We start from the raw sequence: 18,677 nt of genomic DNA, 5'->3' as shown, positions 1-18,677 counted from the left end.
ATGAGTTATAAACACGTATATAATTAGTTATGTAGGTATGAGATAAAGTAGGCTGTTAAATCTAAATGCCCTCTGTCTCGTCTTTGTTCAATCGTTAGTCGTACTCACAGACAAACCTATCCCCAAACCCATCCCAATTCCTATATAGCCAACCAAAGCATTCAATGCTTAGCGTCATTCTCACCACGAGATGACCATAAGTCAGCATCATACAATAGCAATGATAAGCCATAGCATAGACCAATAAAGACAGCCAGTGCTGTCTTTTTTATTTTCCAAGACTAACCAATATGACTTAGTGATACTGATTACTGATCACAGAAGGATTGGCAGCGCTTAAGTAAAATGGATCGACCGAGGTATGATAGTCATAGCTTTGAAGCAGTCGTACCTTTCTCGCTTCTACATCAGTCGCAGGTCTTGCTTCGCTAAGAATAGCCTCTAATCTGTTGCCAAAGCCAGCTTGAGTATCAGCTGCTACTGTCCGAATCTCATTATCAATAACCGTAGGCAATGTACTGATAAAAGGCGATTTACCGTCAGTAGCTCTCGCTCCAATTATTGATTGGGCCGCTTACTACCATCAGGTTGAATAATGATCGGTAGACTTAGCCCGCGTGCAAACTCATCTGCAAAGACATAATCGTGGCGACTGGGAGCAACGTCAGCTGTGGTATGAATAATGAGCTTAATATCATTGCCGTCGGTTAATTCGTGTGCGACATAGTGGTTACTCAATTGATCCAACACTCGAGATAGTGCCTCATTACTCGCCATGCCGACCGTAAGATTATGCTGGGCAGTCGGTGCATCGACATCAAAAAAAGACATATAAGAGGTGACAGGCTGACTGTCTAGCGCAAAGGGATAGTCATAGTTGGTTGCCGCAATAGGAGAAACGCCGCTATCGATCTTCGACCAGTCGACTTGCAGCACTGAGCCAGGCTGCTGGATCTCAGTCTCAGTTGGAGGTTCAGAAGTTATCTCAGTAGCCGCAAGGTCATGACCCTCAGTCGTTGTCACGTTAGGGTTCTGACGCTCATCATGCATCTCAATCTGTACCGAGTCTTCAGCGCTAGGGTGACTAGCATCTTGGCAGCTTGTGAGCATCATCAGTGCCATGGTAGCGCTGACTAAAGCGCTCGTCTTAGACCCTAAATGCACAGGACTAGTATATGGAAACCAGCGTTTATACCTAACAATAGGAAATGTTGAATCTATCAATGGGTTTACCTTTTTATAAGTTTGTTGAGGGTCATGGTCAAGGCTCTTGCTTTGTGGGCTAGTGCTTACACCTAAAAATTTTGTATAGGAGCAGTTGCTCTCATGCTCAGCAATTAGCTTCTCAAAGTCACAAGAGTATAGATGGTGCGAAACGTAGTGGCTCTATAAGAAATTAAGTTTATAGGATATGGATATAGTATAGACCATACCTGTGCTTATTCATCACTGTTGGCGAAAATGGCTATATATAGTCAATCCATTTTAGATTTGACACAAAGTCGCTGGAATACATTTATGCCCACCTCCGTTATCTCATAACTGCTAGTCAGTAAATTTACACCAGCTACTCTTTTATGAAGCAGTTTTATCTCTTAGCTTTCAGGGTCTAAACAGCGCTTGGCAATAAAATAATTATTTTATATCTTATAGAGCTAACTTAACCTATTATAAGGGCGTATTATTTTGATAAAAAAATAATATTATATATATCAATGACTTTAGTGAGTAAAATTAGAGGTGTCTTTTGGCATTATTTTTGCCTATGAATAATTTTAGCTAATTTTAAGGCATTATTGATTAGACTAAACATATAATTAGTATTATTTTATTAAACAATTGAGTGGAGAAACAGGTAGGATACGTTATACCTGATTCTAAGAGAAACTAATGGAGGGGATGAAGAAGATGGGTGGTCATTAATACAGAGGTGTATTAAACAGAAGTTATTTTTTGCAGTCTGCGTTTGAAGGTCAATAATGAAATTACATTTAGCGACTTAAGGAGTAAATAAGGCAGCTGCATAAAAAAGGTTAATATCAACCAAAATTGCACACTTATAGTGCAGTTATTTTGTAATCACTACAATGGGGCGATATATCTGCACCAAATATTAAAGAAATACTTAGTTCAGGTTCAAGAGTATGATCAAATTAGATAGGCATAATAAGCTAGGAGTAAACATTGAATAACAATAATAATAACAATAACAATACCGTACAAACCTACCCATTGTCTGAATCGCATTATGAGAGTTGGTTAGAGTTATGGCAGCGCTATCTTAGCTTGTTTGAGACTAAGCTGCCCAAAAGCACGATACAATCAACATGGCAGCATTTGTTAGGAAGCGATACTTTAGTCTATGGTTTCGGTGCTTGGCAAAAGAATGCAGCAGATCAGGATACTTTGGTTGGTATCACTCACGTGATATTGCACCCCAATACTTGGAGTACGTCTTTTTGCTGTTGCCTTGAAGATTTATTCGTCAGTGAAGTAGCGCGTGGTCAAGGAGTAGGACGCGTTTTGTTAGAGCAAGTTTATGATTTTGCGACTGTTAATGAATGCAATCACGTATATTGGACGACTGAAAAGGATAACTCCACTCTTCGGACGTTATGCGATAAGTTAGCGACTAGAACCCATATGGTGCAGTACCGAAAGGACTTACTGTAAAGAGAATAATCAGCCTTTGCTTTATTATCTAGGCATAATTCTTTTTATTAGAGGCTAGCAAATAGTGCGTGTTACCAAAGTTAGCCGTTGTAGTTGACAGAGCTCACGACGACTGGGACTTTTAGTCCAAAAAGATCTTAGTGCCACTTTTGGTAAAGTTCATAACAAACTGACTCTTAAAAGTGCGCACGTTGTTCTCATAGGTTAGGATGTTTCGGGTAAATCTGTGGTAGTCACTCATATTTTTGGCATTGACTGCCAATAAAAAATCAAAATCTCCTGACACTTCATAACAGCTCATCACTTGCGGCTGCTCATGCATCAAACGCTCAAATCGATGTTGCATCGAGGTGTTTGAGCGCTCCATTTCTATCATCACAAATACTGTCAGGCCAAAACCCACTTTATTAGGGTCCACGATAGCCACTTGCTTAGTAATCACTCCTGACTCTGTTAATTGTTGGACACGGCGCTGAGCCGTAGCGACTGAGACGTGGACCTGTTCTGCAATAGACTTTAATGGCAGCGTCGCATCCTCTTGCAGCAAGTTTAATATCGCTTTATCAGTATTGTCTAAAGGCTGAGTCATCAATTTTTACTCAATAAATAAGGGGTATAGGATAAATAAGTGTCTCTTATATAGAGGGTAATTTAATAATGACCTCTTAATAAATGGGGTGTCAGTAGTCTAAATAATGCAGCTAACAGTCTGCAAAGTAATATATTTTTGATATATTAAAATAATATGGTAAAAAATATCTAATTTAGAAGTATTTTGAAAATAAAAACTACTAATGGCGGTTTATAGAGAAATAATATCATGAGATGCCTCTAAAATATAGGTATTCCCTATTATGGTTAAGAGACATTCATGACTATTCAAGCCACGCAGAACTATCAAACACAGCGCGCTTATAAGAGCGGAGTGTTATCTGGTATCTTTGGTCACAGAGATGCGCGCCAACGTAATCTGATCTTAGGGGCTGGACTTGCAGTATTGTCTAACGTCCTGTTTGGTGTGTTGTACACTTATAGTAGCTGGCTTGAGCCGTTATCAGGGACACAGGTCTTTATTTGGCGCATGTTAGCGATGTGGGCGGCGTTGGTCGGATTTCTAACGTTATCAGGACGAATGACGAATAGCCTTCGTCTGCTACGAGGCCTAAAGTCGGTAAAACAATGGGCTTGGCTCTTACTGCCTACACCAATATTTGCCAGTCAGTTTTGGTTGTTTATGTGGGCGCCAGTTAATGGTCAAGGCGTTCAGACAGCGATGGGTTATTTTTTATTTCCGCTAATGATGGTGATTTTTGGTTGCGTGTTCTTTGGCGAAAAGCTATCGAAATTACAATGGTTGGCGGTGGGGCTGGCAGGGCTTGGGGTAGCAAGTGAGCTGATTCGTACTCAGAGCATCTCTTGGGCGACACTATGGGTGTGTACGACCTATCCAATCTATTACATCATGCGCCGCAAGCAAGGTATCTCAGCGCTAACGGGATTGTTGGTTGATTTGACGGTATTAGCGCCATTTGCCATTGGTTATTTATTTATTATTGCCCCAGCGACCTTAGATGTTGTCGTGAGCTCTGGTTACCTTATTGCGATGCTTATAGGTTTAGGCGTCATTAGCGTGCTGGCGATGCAGACGAATGTCGATGCCAGTCAAAAGCTACCAGTCAATGTATTTGGGATGCTTAGCTATCTTGAGCCAGCGTTATTATTTTTGTTGGCAGTTACTGTACTTGGCAATCCTTTTGAGCCAGAGATGTTGTTTAGCTATGGGCTGATTTGGGCAGGGATTGCTTGTCTAATTTGCCAAGGTATTCGCTCCTTACGAAGCACTGAGTCTTTACTTAAGCCACAAGCAGATACTCAAGCGAAGCCTGAAACGGTTGTCAGTTAAGCAGTGGGGATAAGGGTTAGATTAAGGCGATTTGGGTAGGGGTAATAAGCGTAAGAAGCCCTGCAATCTAAGCAGGGCTTCTTTGGGCATCGAGGTTCAACATAGACCAGTTAAAGACCAAGCTTTGTATCCAGCCATTAATCCAGATGCTGTTTAAAGCCGCGTTGTTTATCACGTTCCCAATCACGATCTTTTAAGGTTTTACGCTTATCGTGTAGCTTTTTACCTTGCGCCAGTGCAATCTGACACTTAACCATTGAGCGCTTCCAGTAGCAAGCTAAGGGCACACAAGCAAAGCCTTTTTGATTAACGGCGCCGAATAGCTTATCAATCTCACGACGGTTTAATAGCAGCTTGCGCGTGCGGATGCTATCAGGATCGACGTGGGTTGAGCTTGATAATAGCGGCTGAATGTGAGCACCGAATAAGAATGCCTCACCATTTCGAAAGACAACGTATGCCTCAGTAATGCTCATCTTTCCAGCGCGAATGGCCTTGACTTCCCAGCCCTCAAGTACCAAGCCTGCCTCAAAAGTCTCCTCGATGAAGTACTCATGACGAGCCTTTTTATTGGCACAAATTTGGTTGTCAGGTTTTTTAGATTTTGCCATCGTAACCTCTCTTTAAGCACTAGATTGTAAGTGCTTGACTTTGAGCCTTTGATTGAAGTTGTCATATGGCGACTTCAATCTGGCTGATTCCTCACTAGGCGTGAGTCGAACCTACTATTGTAGCAAACCTAGGCGCAGTCTGAAAAGCCCACCGTCTTACAGTAGGTAAAAGGCAATGAGCATTACGCGGCTACATTGAATACTTGATGTATCCGAATAGAGAAGGTTTAAAAATTCTAGCGAGAATAACTGCGCAAAGGATAAATTAACTTTTAGCCATGTTAACTCATTGGCAAACTTGTTAAGATAGCCGGTAATATTACCTTCCACTACCAATCTGATATGCGCTTATGACCCCAAGTATGCCAACGACTACCAAAGCTGATACTCTCCATACCAAAGTTTTATATCCTGGTACTTTTGACCCCATCACTAATGGCCATATAGACTTGGTCAATAGAGCCGTTAAGCTCTTTGATGAAGTGGTCATCGCCGTAGCAATTGGCCATCACAAAAAGCCCTTATTTACCTTTGAAGAGCGGGTTGAGATGGTGGAGTCGGTGTTTAGCTCGCTACCACAAGTGTCAGTCATCGGCTTTGAAGGCTTATTGGTTGATTTTATGCGGGAAAAAAATGCCACGGCTGTACTAAGAGGGCTGCGCGCTATGTCAGACTTTGAGTATGAGTTTCAGCTGGCTAATATGAATCGCGAGCTGGATGAAAATTTTGAAGCGGTATTTTTGACACCCTCGCAAGATTATTCGTTTATTTCATCAACGATGATCCGCGAGATTGCTAAGCTTGGCGGTGATGTGAGCAAGTTTGTTCCTGATTGTGTATTGACTGGTTTTAATAGAAAACTAACGGAACAGTGAGGCAGCATTCCAGCGACTGGCATCTGTTGATGCAAAGCTTCTATTAATTTTATGCAAAAATTCGTTAAATTATGAATGTAGCTACAGATCCTTAATCGATAGGCCATTATTTGTAGTGGGTAGTCATTTACAATTGCAGTTAGCTATGAACAAAATCACCACCTTATAGAATACAGGTACTTCGGTGTATAATTGCTTTGGTTAATGCTGAGCTAAACTGACAGGCTGCCTAGTCGTTAAACTAACCTTAGTATAGCTGTCTTTAAGATGTGTTAACTGCCCATATATTATTGACAATGCAAAGCGAGATGCTTTAATTACAAGCATCAGGAGAGATTATTATGGCGCTGCTTATCACTGACGAGTGTATCAACTGTGATGTCTGTGAGCCAGTCTGTCCCAACGATGCCATATCTGAAGGCGAAGATATCTACGAGATTAATCCAGATCTTTGTACTGAGTGCGTGGGACATTTTGATGAGCCGCAGTGTGTGCAGATTTGTCCCATCGACTGCATTCCTAAGGACCCCAATCATCCAGAAAGCGATGGTGAGCTATTGGCGAAGTTTAAACGCATTACCGGTCAGTCTACTACTGATTGAGGATAGTATTATTTAAACCTTTAGGTCATGACTGACACTTAACAGACTTATAGGAATAATATAAAAGAATTCAGTATATCTAGGCATTATTTGCTATAATACGCCGCTTGGTAAACTAGACGATCGCCGTTTGAGAGTTTTGCAACTTGTTTGCATAACTGCCAAAGGGAGGAAAGTCCGGGCTACATAGGGCAGCGTGCCAGCTAACGGCTGGGCAGGGTAACCTGACGACCAGTGCAGCAGAGAGGAGACCGCCGCACTACTAATCTTAGCAGTGCGGTAAGGGTGAAAGGGTGCGGTAAGAGCGCACCGCGTGGCTGGCAACAGTTCACGGCAAGGTAAACTCCACGCGTAGCAAGACCAAATAGGCATCGATACGGCGCGGCCCGCGTTCGGTGCGGGTAGGTTGCTTGAGCGGCTCAGCGATGGGTCGCCTAGATGAATGATCGTCCTCGACAGAACCCGGCTTATCGGTTTACCAACCTAATCTATTATAGTAATTCTAGTAAGTTTTCATATTTTTGTTAGTTTAAGGGTTGACGATAGTCACTGTCTTCGGCATAATAGCGACCCTCAAAAGGCGATGTAGCTCAGCTGGTTAGAGCGCACGACTCATAATCGTGAGGTCAAGAGTTCAAGTCTCTTCATCGCCACCAAATTCATATAAGAAGGTCAGCAGCTTAGGTTGCTGGCTTTTTTATTGGGCAAAATTTAATACCGTTGTCCTGTCGGATATTCAAAAGCCTTTCTGCTATCAATTTACTGCTCATAATCTTTGCTAGAACCTTACCCTAAGACAGCACTCTTTAAGCCACTACTGATTACTTCTTGTAACTTAAGCATTGCTTGCTTATCATAGGGGCTGATTTTCCTGCCAATCTTACGAGTCCTGCGGCATTATGTCAGTTAAGCTACCTCCATACCGTCCCGTAAAACACCGTAGTGGCCTCAAGGTCATGGGCGCAGCGTTTCATGCATTATTAATGCGTGAGCTACAGACTCGATTCGGCGGCTACCGACTGGGTTATCTTTGGGCACCTTTAGAAGTCATCTTTCAAGTTGCTATTTATTTAGTAATCTTTGGTGCCGTTATGAATAGAGTAATGCCAGGAATGGATTACAAGCTATTTTTGATAGCAGGTTTGGTGCCTTATCAGATGCTTAGCCGTATTGCCAATCGTTCATTAGGCGCAGTTGAGGCCAATCAGGGTCTGCTGATGTATCGCTCGGTTAGGCATATCGATGTCATTATTGCTCGATCGTTTTTAGAGTTGGTTATTTACTTTTTTACTTTTGTCCTACTGATTGCTTTACTAGTATTCTTCGGAGCTTTTACGATCAGTTTGGCCAATTTACACATCGTTTTATTTTGTTGGATTACGCTGTTTTTGTTTAGTTTTGGTCTGGCCATGATCATGATGGTGATAGGCTATTATGGCGGCGAGATTAGTAAGGTTGTTAGCTTAATTTTTACCGTATTGTATTTTGCCTCTGGCGTTATTTACTCAATTCATATTGTGCCAGAACCTTATTTTAGTTATCTGCTGTATAATCCCTTTATTCATAATTTAGAAATGATTCGTCATGCCTTGGCGCCAAACTATCCTGCCCATCACATTGATATAGGATATTTCTTAAAGTGGATGGTCAGTGTTAATTTTGTGGGACTATTATTATATAAAGCGGTAGAAAAAGACTTAATTCGGTCTAAGTAAGTGGGCTATTCAATGATTGAAATAAAAAATATTTCCAAGTCCTTTTTGACCAAACAAGGTCGTCATTATCTTTTTCGCGATTTAAATTTAACGATTGGCGATAAGCAAAGCGTCGGCTTATTAGGGCGTAATGGTGCGGGGAAGTCAACGCTACTGCGAATTATTTGTGGCCTTGATGAGCCTGATAGTGGTGAGATTATTACCAATTCGACAATTTCTTGGCCAGTTGGGGTAGCGGGCGGCTTCCAAGGCAGCTTAACCGGTCGGCAAAATGTCCGATTCGTTTGTAGGTTATATTCAAGCGGTGATTATATCGACGAAAAGATTCGTTTTGTCGAAGAGTTTGCTGACATTGGTAATTATTTCGATATGCCAGTAAAGAGCTACTCATCCGGTATGAAAGCGCGCTTAACTTTTGGTCTCAGTCTGGCTTTTGATTTTGATTACTATATGTTAGATGAGGCAGGAGCAGTAGGTGACGCGGCGTTTCGTAAGCGCAGTGAAGAGATTTTAGCAGCTCGGCGTGAGCAGGCAGGATTTTTGGTCGTGTCCCATAATTTAGGCGATATTGAGCGTAACTGTGATATCGGCATTGTATTGATGAATCAAACCGCGCATGTGTTTGAGGATACTAAAGAAGCGATTGAGGTGTATAAAGAGCATGTTCACAAAGCGAAAAAATAAGATCATCAACTTTTCGTTGTTGATCGGCCTCGTGATTTTACCTTGGGTATTGATCATATTCTATGTGATGACTTTAGCGCACCCTCGCTACATTTCTACTGCAGATGTGGTTGTGAAGCAGGTGAGTGACACTGCAGTACCGACAGCAGGGGGACTGTCAGCCTTATTGGGAGTTAATAGCACCAGTAAGGAAGATGCGACCTATTTGACCGAATATATCTTGTCGAATGATATGATCAAGCGCTTAGATCAGCGGTTTCATTTTCGTGATGCCTATTATATTGATGGTAGCGATCCTATCTATGAGATTGCACCTGATGCCACACAAGAAGAGCTATTAGAGTATTTTAAAGATCGTGTGCATATTGACCTTGATGAGCAAAGCTACGTGTTGACGGTTACTACTGAAGGCTTTTCACCTGAGTATGCACTTCAGCTTAACCAAGCGATTCTTAAAGAGTCTGAACAATTCGTTAATCGTATTTCACAGCAAGTGGCTCAAGATCAGCTCAGCTTTGCTGAGACCCAACTAAAAGAGGCGGAAGATCGACTTAATTCCTCAAAAGAGCAGCTGCTGAATTATCAAAATGAAAATGAGATATTTGATCCACAAGCCAATGCTCAGCTAGTCAACCAGCTGATAGGCAGCTTGCAAGCTCAACTGGCGTCACTGCGAACCGAAGAGCGGCAATTACTTAGTTATCTTAATCCAGATGCTCCGCAAGTGGTGTCATTAAGAAGCCAAATATCAGCAGTCGAAGAACAAATTGCCCAAGAACAGACTAAATTGACTTCACCGAATACTACTAAGCTTAACCGCCAAGCCGTGCAGTTTGAGAGTATAAAAGCGGATGTAGAGTTTGCCACTGAGCTCTATAAATTGTCGCTATCTTCGCTCGAAAAAGCCCGCTTAGAAGCTTTTCGTAAGATGAAAAATCTGATCGTCATCTCAGCGCCTTATGAAGCAGAAGAAGCTACTTATCCTCGCCATATGTATATTATTTGGACATCGTTAGCGCTGCTGTTGGTGTTATATGGATTTGTGCGGTTAGTCATGGCCGTTATCAAAGATCATCGTAGTTAAGGTGTAAGCTAAAAGCAGTTGGGTGGTAAATCAGCCATTTAAAATTAACAATATTGAGCATCGTAGCTACTAATTATCGTTTAATAATTAGGATGCTAGATAGCTATGATACTAAGTAAGAATACTAAACAACAACGCTACTAACTGATGCTACTAAATGAAAATGCAAATGCCTGGTAGTAAAAATAGTCGTTATTGAGACAGATTAGTTAAGGAAATAGGTTCATGAATTCAGCCCCCCGTCCTACTGCGAGAGTATTGTATCAGGCACTTAGTTTGCTATTGGTTACAGGCAGTGCTTCTGTAGCCTATTCAGCGACCAGTTATGCCGATCAACTGGCCGGATCAAGTTTTGGAACCTCAGCGAATAGTATGACGCAAAATAGAGGCGCTCGTACTCAAGCCTTTGTAGGTGGGGTTCCTGGTGAAGCCTCCGCTCAAGAGGCCGTTCAAGCTTCAAGCTTGCCCTCGCAGTCTCTTATTACGACGACTCGGCCGTATCAAGATGTGAATACAGAAGTTCAGATGTTTGGCGAGCAGCTTTTTCGCGGTGCTTTTTCCACGACTTCTGGTTCGACATTTAATGACAGCTATACCATCAACCCTGGTGACAATGTACAAGTACGCATGTGGGGGGCTTACCAGTATGCAGCTACTATGACGGTAGATCCACAAGGGAATATTTTCTTACCCAATGTGGGGCCAGTACGCATCGCTGGCGTTAGTAACGGCAATTTACAGAATGTCGTTGAGAGTGCGGTTAAGCGCATTTACCGCTCTAATGTCGGCGTGTATGCATCTTTAGAGCAAGCACAGCCGGTGAAGGTATTTGTCACAGGCTTTGTCGAGCAGCCAGGTTATTATGGTGGTCTTGCTGCGGACTCTGTATTGTCTTATTTGGACCGTGCTGGCGGCGTAGACCCAGAGCGCGGCAGCTACATTGATATTCAAATTCGCCGCAATGGTTCGCTCGTACAGCAAGTGAATTTATACGATTTTTTATTGGCAGGTAAGCTGCAACCCTTTGCCTTCCAAGACGGTGATGTCATTACCGTTGCACCGCAAAAGAAAACTTTTCAAGTGTCAGGTCAAGTACAAAATGCTTATACCTTTGAGTTTAATGTGTCCGACCTAACCATTGGTGATGTACTTAGTGTGGCTAATCCAGCAGCAAATGCGACAAATGTTAGTATTACCAGAAGTGCTGGCCGAGCACAAACTGCTGAATACTACACGTTAGCAGAAGCGCAAAATGTGCCGGTGAATAATGGTGATCAGCTGGTCGTAACCTCAGACCGCTATGCTGGAACCATTGCCGTTCAGGTCAAAGGGGCGCATACGGGAAATGGCGCAATGATCCTACCTTATGGCGCACGCTTAAAAGATATCATACCGCAGCTACAGCCCAGCCCACTTGCCAATATGACGCATCTAACCATATATCGCGACTCAATTGCTGACCAGCAAAAACGCCTGATAAATAAGTCTCTTGACCGCTTAGAAGAGATGACTCTGGCGACCCAGTCTACGACTCGTGAAGAAGCGGCACTGCGTCAAGATGATGCCAATCTGGTCAAGCAATTTATTGCTAAAGCTCGCAATGTCCAGCCAACAGGTCAGCTTGTCGTAGTACCTAACTCATGGCAAGAGGTTATCCTGCAGCAGGGTGATGTGATCGAAATTCCAGAGCAAACTTCTGTTATTTCAGTCAATGGTCAGGTTCGAGCGCAAGGTGCATTAACCTTTAATCCTGACTTTACGGTAGGTGATTACATCGCTAAGTCTGGTGGGTTTGATGATAATGCAGATACCAATGAGATTCTTATTATTCACCAAAACGGGGTGAATGAAGTCGTTAACACCGCTTATAGAATCCAGCAGGGTGACGAAATTATGGTCTTGCCAAAAGTCAAAACCAAACGTGTTGAAATTACGCGCGGCGTCTCGCAAATTATCTATCAGCTGGCGGTAGCGGCTAAAGTTATATTGGATCTCTAACGACTGAGAAAAGCCCCTCAATGATAAAAAATAGCTCTGTAATGCGTAGCAGTAGTAATCGAGACGGCAATGAACTTACAGCCTATAGCCGCCTCGATTTAGAGCCAGCGATTCCTAAGCAGTTGGCAGCGGTTGGTAAAGGGATGCTGAATAACAATACTTTGTTAAATCAGGTATTGAGGGCCCATGTTCAGCGTTGGTACCCTTGGTCAAGACTGATAGCATCAAATCCACAGCCTAACGCCTTTATAGGTTGGGGCCGCAAAAAGAGCTTCAAACGGGCTAGCAAAGCTGCGCGCCGCAGTCATGTTCCAGTATTGAGTATTGAAGATGGCTTCGTACGCTCTTTGGACTCAGGGATCTCAAGCAAATACGGTATGAGTGTGGTGGTTGATGATCTTGGCATCTATTTCGATCTCGCAAAGCCTTCACGGTTAGAGCAGTTTATTCTGCAAAACTGTGATAAGTGGTCGTCTTTACCATCTCAAAGCGCTCAGTCAATGATGACGAAGCTTTGTGATAATAATCTTAGTAAATATAACAATACGACCTATTGTCCAGAGCTTAATAGCTCATTGTCGTCTGCCACTAACGCTCGACCTGCCCCTACGAGTAGCTGCTACCATGTGTTGTTAATTGATCAAACCTATGGAGATGCCTCTATAAAAGGGGCGGGGGCTGACGCTAAGCAATTTGAGAAAATGCTAAAAATTGCTTGTCGTACTCACCCGCAAGCGGCTATTTGGATCAAGGCCCATCCTGCTGGCAAACAAGGCTATCTGACCGCGCTTAAGTTGCCTAAAAACGTCAAGCTACTGACTGAAGTACTAAATCCCATTGCCTTATTAAAGCAAGTAGAGCACGTCTATACCGTCAGCTCGCATATGGGCTTCGAGGCTCTGATGCTGGGTAAGCAGGTACACTGCTTTGGGGTTAATTGGTACAGTGGTTGGGGGCTGACTGATGATAGCCATGCGCCTAAAAAGCTGCTTCAAAAGGTACAAAAACGTCGATTAAAGACCAAATCCGTGCCAAGTAAAAATCTAAAGGAGCGCTTCGGGTTTAAGCGTCTGAACAATACTTCAGCGAATGCTACAGCGACAGTTGAACAGTTATTTTATGCTGCTTATATTCAGTATAGTCGTTACGTGGACCCTGCTACTAGGCAGGCTTCCGATCTTAATACCGTTATGGATTGGTTGGTAACGAATCGCCATTGGCAAGATAAGCTGGCAGGCCCGCTAACTGTTTTTGAATTTAGTCGTTGGAAGCTACCGTTTGTTAAGGATTTTGTGAATTTTCCGCAGACAGAGTTGTTTGTTAAGCCTAAGCCGCGGCTAAAAAATCTACTGCACCCTGATCATTTTCGTATGGATTATCATTCCCCGGCCTTGGTTTGGGGCTTGGCAAAACGGCAGCAGTTACAAAACAAACTACAGCAAAAAGGCATTACCGTACCGACTATATACTGTATGGAAGATGGCTTCATCCGCTCCAATGGCCTAGGCGCAACGCTACTGGCGCCGCTCTCTGTGGTTATTGATAAGCAAGGTATTTATTATGATGCCACTCAGCCTTCTGATTTGGAGCAGCTGCTCGGCACTTGTGCCAATTTGAGCACTGAGCAACAAGCTCGAGTGCAGAGATTATGGCAACAGCTACTAACCCAGCGAGTGAGCAAATACAATGTTGGGACTGCTAATAGCAATAACGGAATAAATACAGAGGTAATGGCTAATAAGCGCCGATTACTTATCGTAGGTCAAGTAGAAGATGACCTCTCTATTCAGTATTGCGGCTCGTTGATTAAGAGCAATTCAGCACTTATTGAGCGTGTGCGTGAAGATTACCCTGAGGCTTATCTTATTTATAAGCCGCATCCCGATGTCGAGGCAGGATTACGTGCGGGTATCGTGGATAAAGACACGCTTAAGTTAGTCGATAGTGTGGCGTACGAGATGGCGATGCCAGACTGTCTAGAGGCAGTGGATGAGGTGCATACTATTAGCTCGCTAACAGGATTTGAAGCGCTCCTTCGCGGTTTAGAGGTGGTTTGTTATGGTTTGCCTTTTTATGCAGGTTGGGGATTAACTCATGATATCGATGCTCACCTTGCTCCAAAATCAGATTTTTTGCGGCGTCGACATCGTGATACACCCTTGACGATTGAGCAGCTCATTTATTGTACACTTATCTGCTACCCAATTTATCGTCTGCCAGAAGGGTATGGCTTAGCGCAGCCCGAGCAAGTTATCGACTATCTGTACCCCAGTAAGGATGGTCATAACCCAGTAAAATATTCGAATATAAGCCACTCTACCAATAACACTAAATCGTCTTTCGTTGCCTCGTTAACGTCTAATGTTTTATCGCCTGCTAAAAGACAAGCAAATACCCGATTTATGCAACTGCGTCATCGGTGGCAGCAGCTGCATAAAAATCAAAGCTAACGGTCAATCTACTTTAAATTTGCTCTTGACCGTGGTTGGTGTTGTTAGTGCACTCAGTACTGGCTGGTCAATGAAGACGAGTGCTAACGTGCAATAATATAAGCATGAGTGGCTATCTTTTGTATAAGTGGCTTTTATGTCAAAGTCTGTTATTTAACAACCTTTATTTAAAAGTTTTGAAGTACTAACTTATTGATATCAATATAAATTCAGGATAGTTCACTGAGTTGTAATAGCCAGTTCGATACATTAGATGAATTGCTTTAGTAGCCAAACTGAAGGGTTTATTCGTATGATATTGATAAGGGGTAGAATAAATTATTGAAGTTTAAGTGATAAACCAATTTTGCGCGCTAGCTTTTAGCTTATAATTGTAGCCGCGATCTAGACAAAACGGTGATTTTATCCTATGGCAGCATCAATGCAACACCTTCTAACGCATAATCATGTGCTGTTATTGCAAGGTAAGATGGGCAAGTTTTTTGACCGGTTTGCCAGTTTTTTACAGTCGCAAGATATTCAAGTTAGTAAGATCAACTTTAATGCTGGCGATGCCTTTTTTTATAAGCATAAGCACGCTTATGATTATGTCGGGACACTTGCTGCTTTCACGCCTTGGCTCACTTCATTTATTGCTAATCATCAGATAGATGCTGTGGTTTGCTTTGGCGATTGTCGCCCGCATCACCTACAGGCTGCCCGTCTTTGTGAGCAGCTAGAAGTCTCCTTTTTTGTGTTTGAAGAGGGTTACCTTCGCCCCGATTACATTACCTTACAAGAGCACGGTATTAATGGCTATTCTAGACTAGATGTCGAGGATATTAGTGCCTTAAATAAAGCCAATGACACCCCACTATATACCCAAAACCGCTTTTATCGATTGTGTGTAGCGGCTATTGTCTATTATGTCATCACCAGAGCCTTTAAGCATCGCTATCCCCACTATAGCCATTACCGCGGAATGACGGCTTGGCAAGAAGCAATCGCTTGGCTCAAAGCGCCGTGGCGTAAGCTAAAGAGTTACTGGCCTGATAAAGCGTTGCAACATCGCTTAGCTAATAATGCTGATGGGCAGTATTTTTTGGTAAGTCTGCAAGTGCATAATGATTCACAGATTACTCATCATAGCGATTATTTGGATATAGTGCAGTTTATTGATGAGGTCATCGGTAGCTTTGCTGGTCATGCCCCTGCGGATAAGTTGTTATTATTTAAACATCATCCGCTAGATCGTGGTCATCGAGATTATCGTGCCGTCATTCGCGGTATTGCTGCAGGTTACAATGTTGGCGACCGAGTATTTTACGGCTGTGACATGCATTTGCCGACGTTGGTCAAACACAGCGTTGGTATGATTACGATCAATAGTACGACTGGGCTACAATCTATTTACCATAAAAAACCGACTAAAGTGATGGGAAGGGCAATATATAATACGGAGCGCCTAACAGATCCCCAGCCGCTAGATAAGTTTTGGCAGACGCCAAGAAAGCCTGATCATGAGTTTTATCTACGCTTTAGAGAGTTTTTAATTGATCAAACGCAGCTTAATGGCTCTTTTTATGGCAAGTCGCCTTGGATGCATAAACATGCATCCATCATCTCTGCTAATGACAAGATTTAGGAGCAGGCTCAATCACGAACATAGCCTTGATGTCTGGTTCTCATGCTTAGATTTTAAGTCTAGTTTTTAGGTATAAGTTTTAGGTATAGATTTGACGCTTGGGATGGTGGTTTGCTTATCAAGCTGAAAGCCATAAAGTGGATTCGGATATTACTTTACTGTTAAAGCTGTTAAAATGGGCGGCTATAGAGCTGAGTAACATAATGGTTATTTACCCACGCCATTTGCCCGCGCTATTTTACTGCACAGCGCCATTATCACTTTTATACTTTAGCTTGAAATAGGCAGATTAATGTGAGTTGAACTGCTTTTTTAAAGGACTGTTATTTACTAAGCCTGATAATGTATATAATTTATAATGGCATCGCAGTGGGTGGCGGATATAGTAGCTCACTGTAATCCAGTATGACGTTAGCTGTTATTGATTTAACACTTACCGATTCCATATTTATTTACTGATCCAATATTTAATAGGCGCATTTGTGACCGCATTAGCAAACATTCGTAACTTTTCTATCATTGCCCATATTGACCATGGTAAATCGACCTTAGCCGACCGCTTTATTCAAATGTGCGGTGCACTACAAGATCGAGAGATGCAAGCTCAGGTTTTAGACTCAATGGATATTGAGCGTGAGCGCGGTATCACCATTAAAGCGCAGTCGGTGACACTATATTACGACCATCCTAATGGTGAGCGCTATCAGCTCAACTTTATTGACACGCCAGGTCACGTTGATTTTTCCTACGAGGTATCGCGCTCCTTGGCTGCTTGTGAAGGAGCCTTATTGGTCGTTGATGCCGCGCAAGGGGTAGAGGCTCAGTCAGTAGCCAATTGCTATACTGCTGTGGATCAGGGATTAGAAGTGCTACCAGTGCTAAACAAGATAGATCTACCACAGGTCGAGCCTGAACGTGTTATTCAAGAGATTGAGGACATTATCGGTATTGAGGCCCTTGAAGCACCACGAGTCTCTGCCAAGTCAGGCTTAGGCGTTGAGGCGTTGTTAGAGACCTTGGTAGAGGTGATTCCGGCACCAACTGGTGACCGCGAAGCGCCTTTGCAAGCTTTGATTATTGATTCATGGTTTGATAATTATCTGGGCGTGGTGTCTTTGGTTCGTGTGCGTCAAGGTACCGTGAGCAAGGGTGATAAGATATATATCAAGTCTACCAAAGAGTCGCATCTAGTAAGCTCTATCGGGGTGTTTACGCCCAAACCTTTAGACACTGGGATTTTAGAGGCGGGTGAAGTTGGGTTTATTATTGCTGGGATTAAGGACATTCAAGGTGCTCCTGTCGGCGATACGATTACTCATGCCAAGACCCCTGACGTAGATCGTATCCCTGGGTTTAAACAAATTACTCCGCAGGTTTATGCGGGATTATTTCCTGTAGACTCTAGCGACTTTGAGAAGTTCCGTGAAGCATTACAGCGTTTACAGATCAATGATGCTGCATTGTTTTTTGAGCCGGACACCTCTGATGCACTAGGCTTTGGCTTTCGCTGCGGCTTCTTGGGTATGCTGCATATGGAGATTATTCAGGAGCGCCTTGAGCGTGAGTACGATCTCGACCTAATCACCACTGCGCCTTCTGTAATCTATGAGATTAAGAAAAAGAATGGTGATATTGTCAAAGTAGACAACCCTTCGAGATTACCAGAGGCTGGCGAAATCGATGAGTTTCGTGAGCCTATCGCTCGCTGTCATATCTTAGTGCCTCAAGATTATTTGGGCAATGTCATGACTCTGTGTATGGAGCGACGCGGTGTGCAAGTAGACATGCGGTTTATGGGTAAGCAAGTCCAAATGGTATTTGACGTACCAATGGGCGAAGTCGTCATGGACTTTTTTGATCGCCTAAAATCTGTCTCACGTGGCTTTGCTTCGTTAGATTATGAGTTTGAACGTTATGAGACGGATAAGCTGGTCAAGGTAGACGTGTTAATTAATGGTGACAGAGTAGATGCTTTAGCCATGATCTGCCATCAAGAACAAGCGCGCTATCGAGGCAATCAGCTGGTCGAGAAAATGAAAGAGCTTATTCCGCGTCAGATGTTTGACGTGGCTATTCAAGCAGCGATCGGTAGTCAAATTATTGCTCGAAGTACGGTAAAAGCAATGCGTAAAGACGTCCTTGCTAAATGCTATGGTGGTGACGTGTCGCGTAAGAAAAAGCTACTGTCTAAGCAAAAAGAAGGCAAGAAGCGTATGAAGCAAGTGGGTAGCGTGGATATCCCGCAAGAGGCGTTCCTTGCTGTGCTACAAGTGGATAATTAAGATTAAGCCACTAGTTTGGTTTTGTGCTTTAAAGTTCAAGATTAAACTTATAGAACTAAGGCTGTAATATTAATACCTTATGTGGATTTGAGCTGGCGAAAGTTAGGTTCGAGAGTTAGTGACTTTAAGCTGTTAAAGTTATTGTTTCGGAGCTAAGCTTGTGAGTGGTCGGCGCC

At 42.9% G+C, this 18,677-nt stretch carries 15 protein-coding genes, 1 tRNA gene and 1 other RNA gene; 13 read left to right on the top strand and 4 right to left on the bottom strand.

All coding sequences use genetic code 11. The features are described from left to right. Nucleotides 1-295 precede the first annotated feature (295 nt). Nucleotides 296-514: a hypothetical protein gene (locus EGV92_RS06005; protein WP_131668328.1), complete on the bottom strand. Its 219-nt coding sequence runs from the start codon at nt 512-514 to the stop codon at nt 296-298. A gap of 44 nt (nt 515-558) precedes the next feature. Further along, the gene (locus EGV92_RS06000) at nt 559-1,122 is read right to left on the bottom strand and encodes a hypothetical protein (RefSeq protein ID WP_131668327.1); all 564 of its coding nucleotides are present in this window, start codon (nt 1,120-1,122) and stop codon (nt 559-561) included. Nucleotides 1,123-2,184: 1,062 nt separating this feature from the next. Between EGV92_RS06000 and EGV92_RS05995 the strand changes: the two genes are divergently transcribed. After that, complete coding sequence (locus EGV92_RS05995) at nt 2,185-2,673, top strand: GNAT family N-acetyltransferase (RefSeq protein WP_131668326.1); 489 nt, start codon at nt 2,185-2,187, stop codon at nt 2,671-2,673. 121 nt (nt 2,674-2,794) lie between these two features. Here the strand turns inward: EGV92_RS05995 and EGV92_RS05990 are convergent, their stop codons facing one another. Next, nucleotides 2,795-3,262, bottom strand: coding sequence for an Lrp/AsnC family transcriptional regulator (locus tag EGV92_RS05990; RefSeq protein ID WP_131668325.1), 468 nt, complete (start codon nt 3,260-3,262; stop codon nt 2,795-2,797). 282 nt (nt 3,263-3,544) lie between these two features. Between EGV92_RS05990 and rarD the strand changes: the two genes are divergently transcribed. Continuing rightward, nucleotides 3,545-4,576 (top strand): EamA family transporter RarD, encoded by a 1,032-nt coding sequence (gene rarD / locus EGV92_RS05985; RefSeq protein WP_131668324.1) that lies wholly within the window; start codon nt 3,545-3,547, stop codon nt 4,574-4,576. A gap of 137 nt (nt 4,577-4,713) precedes the next feature. Here the strand turns inward: rarD and smpB are convergent, their stop codons facing one another. Continuing rightward, entirely contained in the window at nt 4,714-5,187 is a 474-nt protein-coding gene (gene smpB, locus EGV92_RS05980; protein WP_131668323.1) for an SsrA-binding protein SmpB, read from the bottom strand. 362 nt (nt 5,188-5,549) lie between these two features. Here smpB and coaD point away from each other — a divergent pair, with 362 nt between their 5' ends. From coaD to lepA, 11 genes are all read left to right on the top strand, one after another. Beyond that, nucleotides 5,550-6,062: a pantetheine-phosphate adenylyltransferase gene (gene coaD, locus EGV92_RS05975; RefSeq protein ID WP_131668322.1), complete on the top strand. Its 513-nt coding sequence runs from the start codon at nt 5,550-5,552 to the stop codon at nt 6,060-6,062. Between the two features lie 341 nt (nt 6,063-6,403). Further along, a complete protein-coding gene (locus EGV92_RS05970; protein WP_131668321.1) occupies nt 6,404-6,664 on the top strand; it encodes a YfhL family 4Fe-4S dicluster ferredoxin in 261 nt (86 codons plus the stop codon). Nucleotides 6,665-6,771: 107 nt separating this feature from the next. Continuing rightward, nucleotides 6,772-7,150, top strand: an RNA gene (gene rnpB, locus EGV92_RS05965) — RNase P RNA component class A. A gap of 93 nt (nt 7,151-7,243) precedes the next feature. After that, nucleotides 7,244-7,320, top strand: a tRNA-Met gene (locus tag EGV92_RS05960). Between the two features lie 243 nt (nt 7,321-7,563). Next, entirely contained in the window at nt 7,564-8,379 is an 816-nt protein-coding gene (locus EGV92_RS05955; RefSeq protein ID WP_131668320.1) for an ABC transporter permease, read from the top strand. Between the two features lie 12 nt (nt 8,380-8,391). Beyond that, the gene (locus EGV92_RS05950; RefSeq protein WP_131668319.1) at nt 8,392-9,063 is read left to right on the top strand and encodes an ABC transporter ATP-binding protein; all 672 of its coding nucleotides are present in this window, start codon (nt 8,392-8,394) and stop codon (nt 9,061-9,063) included. After that, nucleotides 9,041-10,147 (top strand): KpsE/RkpR family capsule polysaccharide export protein, encoded by a 1,107-nt coding sequence (locus EGV92_RS05945; RefSeq protein ID WP_165525572.1) that lies wholly within the window; start codon nt 9,041-9,043, stop codon nt 10,145-10,147. Before EGV92_RS05950 ends, EGV92_RS05945 begins: the two co-directional genes overlap by 23 nt. Before the next feature lie 225 nt (nt 10,148-10,372). Next, on the top strand, nt 10,373-12,145 hold the full coding sequence (locus tag EGV92_RS05940; RefSeq protein WP_131668318.1) for a polysaccharide biosynthesis/export family protein: 1,773 nt from the start codon (nt 10,373-10,375) through the stop codon (nt 12,143-12,145). Between the two features lie 20 nt (nt 12,146-12,165). Then, entirely contained in the window at nt 12,166-14,595 is a 2,430-nt protein-coding gene (locus tag EGV92_RS05935) for a capsular polysaccharide biosynthesis protein (protein ID WP_242678635.1), read from the top strand. Between the two features lie 421 nt (nt 14,596-15,016). After that, the gene (locus EGV92_RS05930; protein WP_242678634.1) at nt 15,017-16,219 is read left to right on the top strand and encodes a capsule biosynthesis protein; all 1,203 of its coding nucleotides are present in this window, start codon (nt 15,017-15,019) and stop codon (nt 16,217-16,219) included. 482 nt (nt 16,220-16,701) lie between these two features. Next, nucleotides 16,702-18,501: a translation elongation factor 4 gene (gene lepA, locus EGV92_RS05925; RefSeq protein WP_131668317.1), complete on the top strand. Its 1,800-nt coding sequence runs from the start codon at nt 16,702-16,704 to the stop codon at nt 18,499-18,501. The last annotated feature ends 176 nt before the right edge of the window (nt 18,502-18,677 follow it).

The organism is Psychrobacter pygoscelis (genome assembly GCF_004335015.1).
Classification (GTDB): Bacteria; Pseudomonadota; Gammaproteobacteria; order Pseudomonadales; family Moraxellaceae; genus Psychrobacter; species Psychrobacter pygoscelis.
This window is presented reverse-complemented; position numbering and strand designations above follow the sequence as displayed.

Coding starts and splice junctions, on each gene's coding strand:
- EGV92_RS06000 (WP_131668327.1), bottom strand. CDS start 1,122: ATGGCACTGATGATGCTCACAAGCTGCCAAGATGCTAGTCACCCTAGC.
- EGV92_RS05990 (WP_131668325.1), bottom strand. CDS start 3,262: ATGACTCAGCCTTTAGACAATACTGATAAAGCGATATTAAACTTGCTG.
- rarD (WP_131668324.1), top strand. CDS start 3,545: ATGACTATTCAAGCCACGCAGAACTATCAAACACAGCGCGCTTATAAG.
- smpB (WP_131668323.1), bottom strand. CDS start 5,187: ATGGCAAAATCTAAAAAACCTGACAACCAAATTTGTGCCAATAAAAAG.
- coaD (WP_131668322.1), top strand. CDS start 5,550: ATGCCAACGACTACCAAAGCTGATACTCTCCATACCAAAGTTTTATAT.
- EGV92_RS05970 (WP_131668321.1), top strand. CDS start 6,404: ATGGCGCTGCTTATCACTGACGAGTGTATCAACTGTGATGTCTGTGAG.
- EGV92_RS05955 (WP_131668320.1), top strand. CDS start 7,564: ATGTCAGTTAAGCTACCTCCATACCGTCCCGTAAAACACCGTAGTGGC.
- EGV92_RS05950 (WP_131668319.1), top strand. CDS start 8,392: ATGATTGAAATAAAAAATATTTCCAAGTCCTTTTTGACCAAACAAGGT.
- EGV92_RS05945 (WP_165525572.1), top strand. CDS start 9,041: ATGTTCACAAAGCGAAAAAATAAGATCATCAACTTTTCGTTGTTGATC.
- EGV92_RS05940 (WP_131668318.1), top strand. CDS start 10,373: ATGAATTCAGCCCCCCGTCCTACTGCGAGAGTATTGTATCAGGCACTT.
- EGV92_RS05935 (WP_242678635.1), top strand. CDS start 12,166: ATGATAAAAAATAGCTCTGTAATGCGTAGCAGTAGTAATCGAGACGGC.
- EGV92_RS05930 (WP_242678634.1), top strand. CDS start 15,017: ATGCAACACCTTCTAACGCATAATCATGTGCTGTTATTGCAAGGTAAG.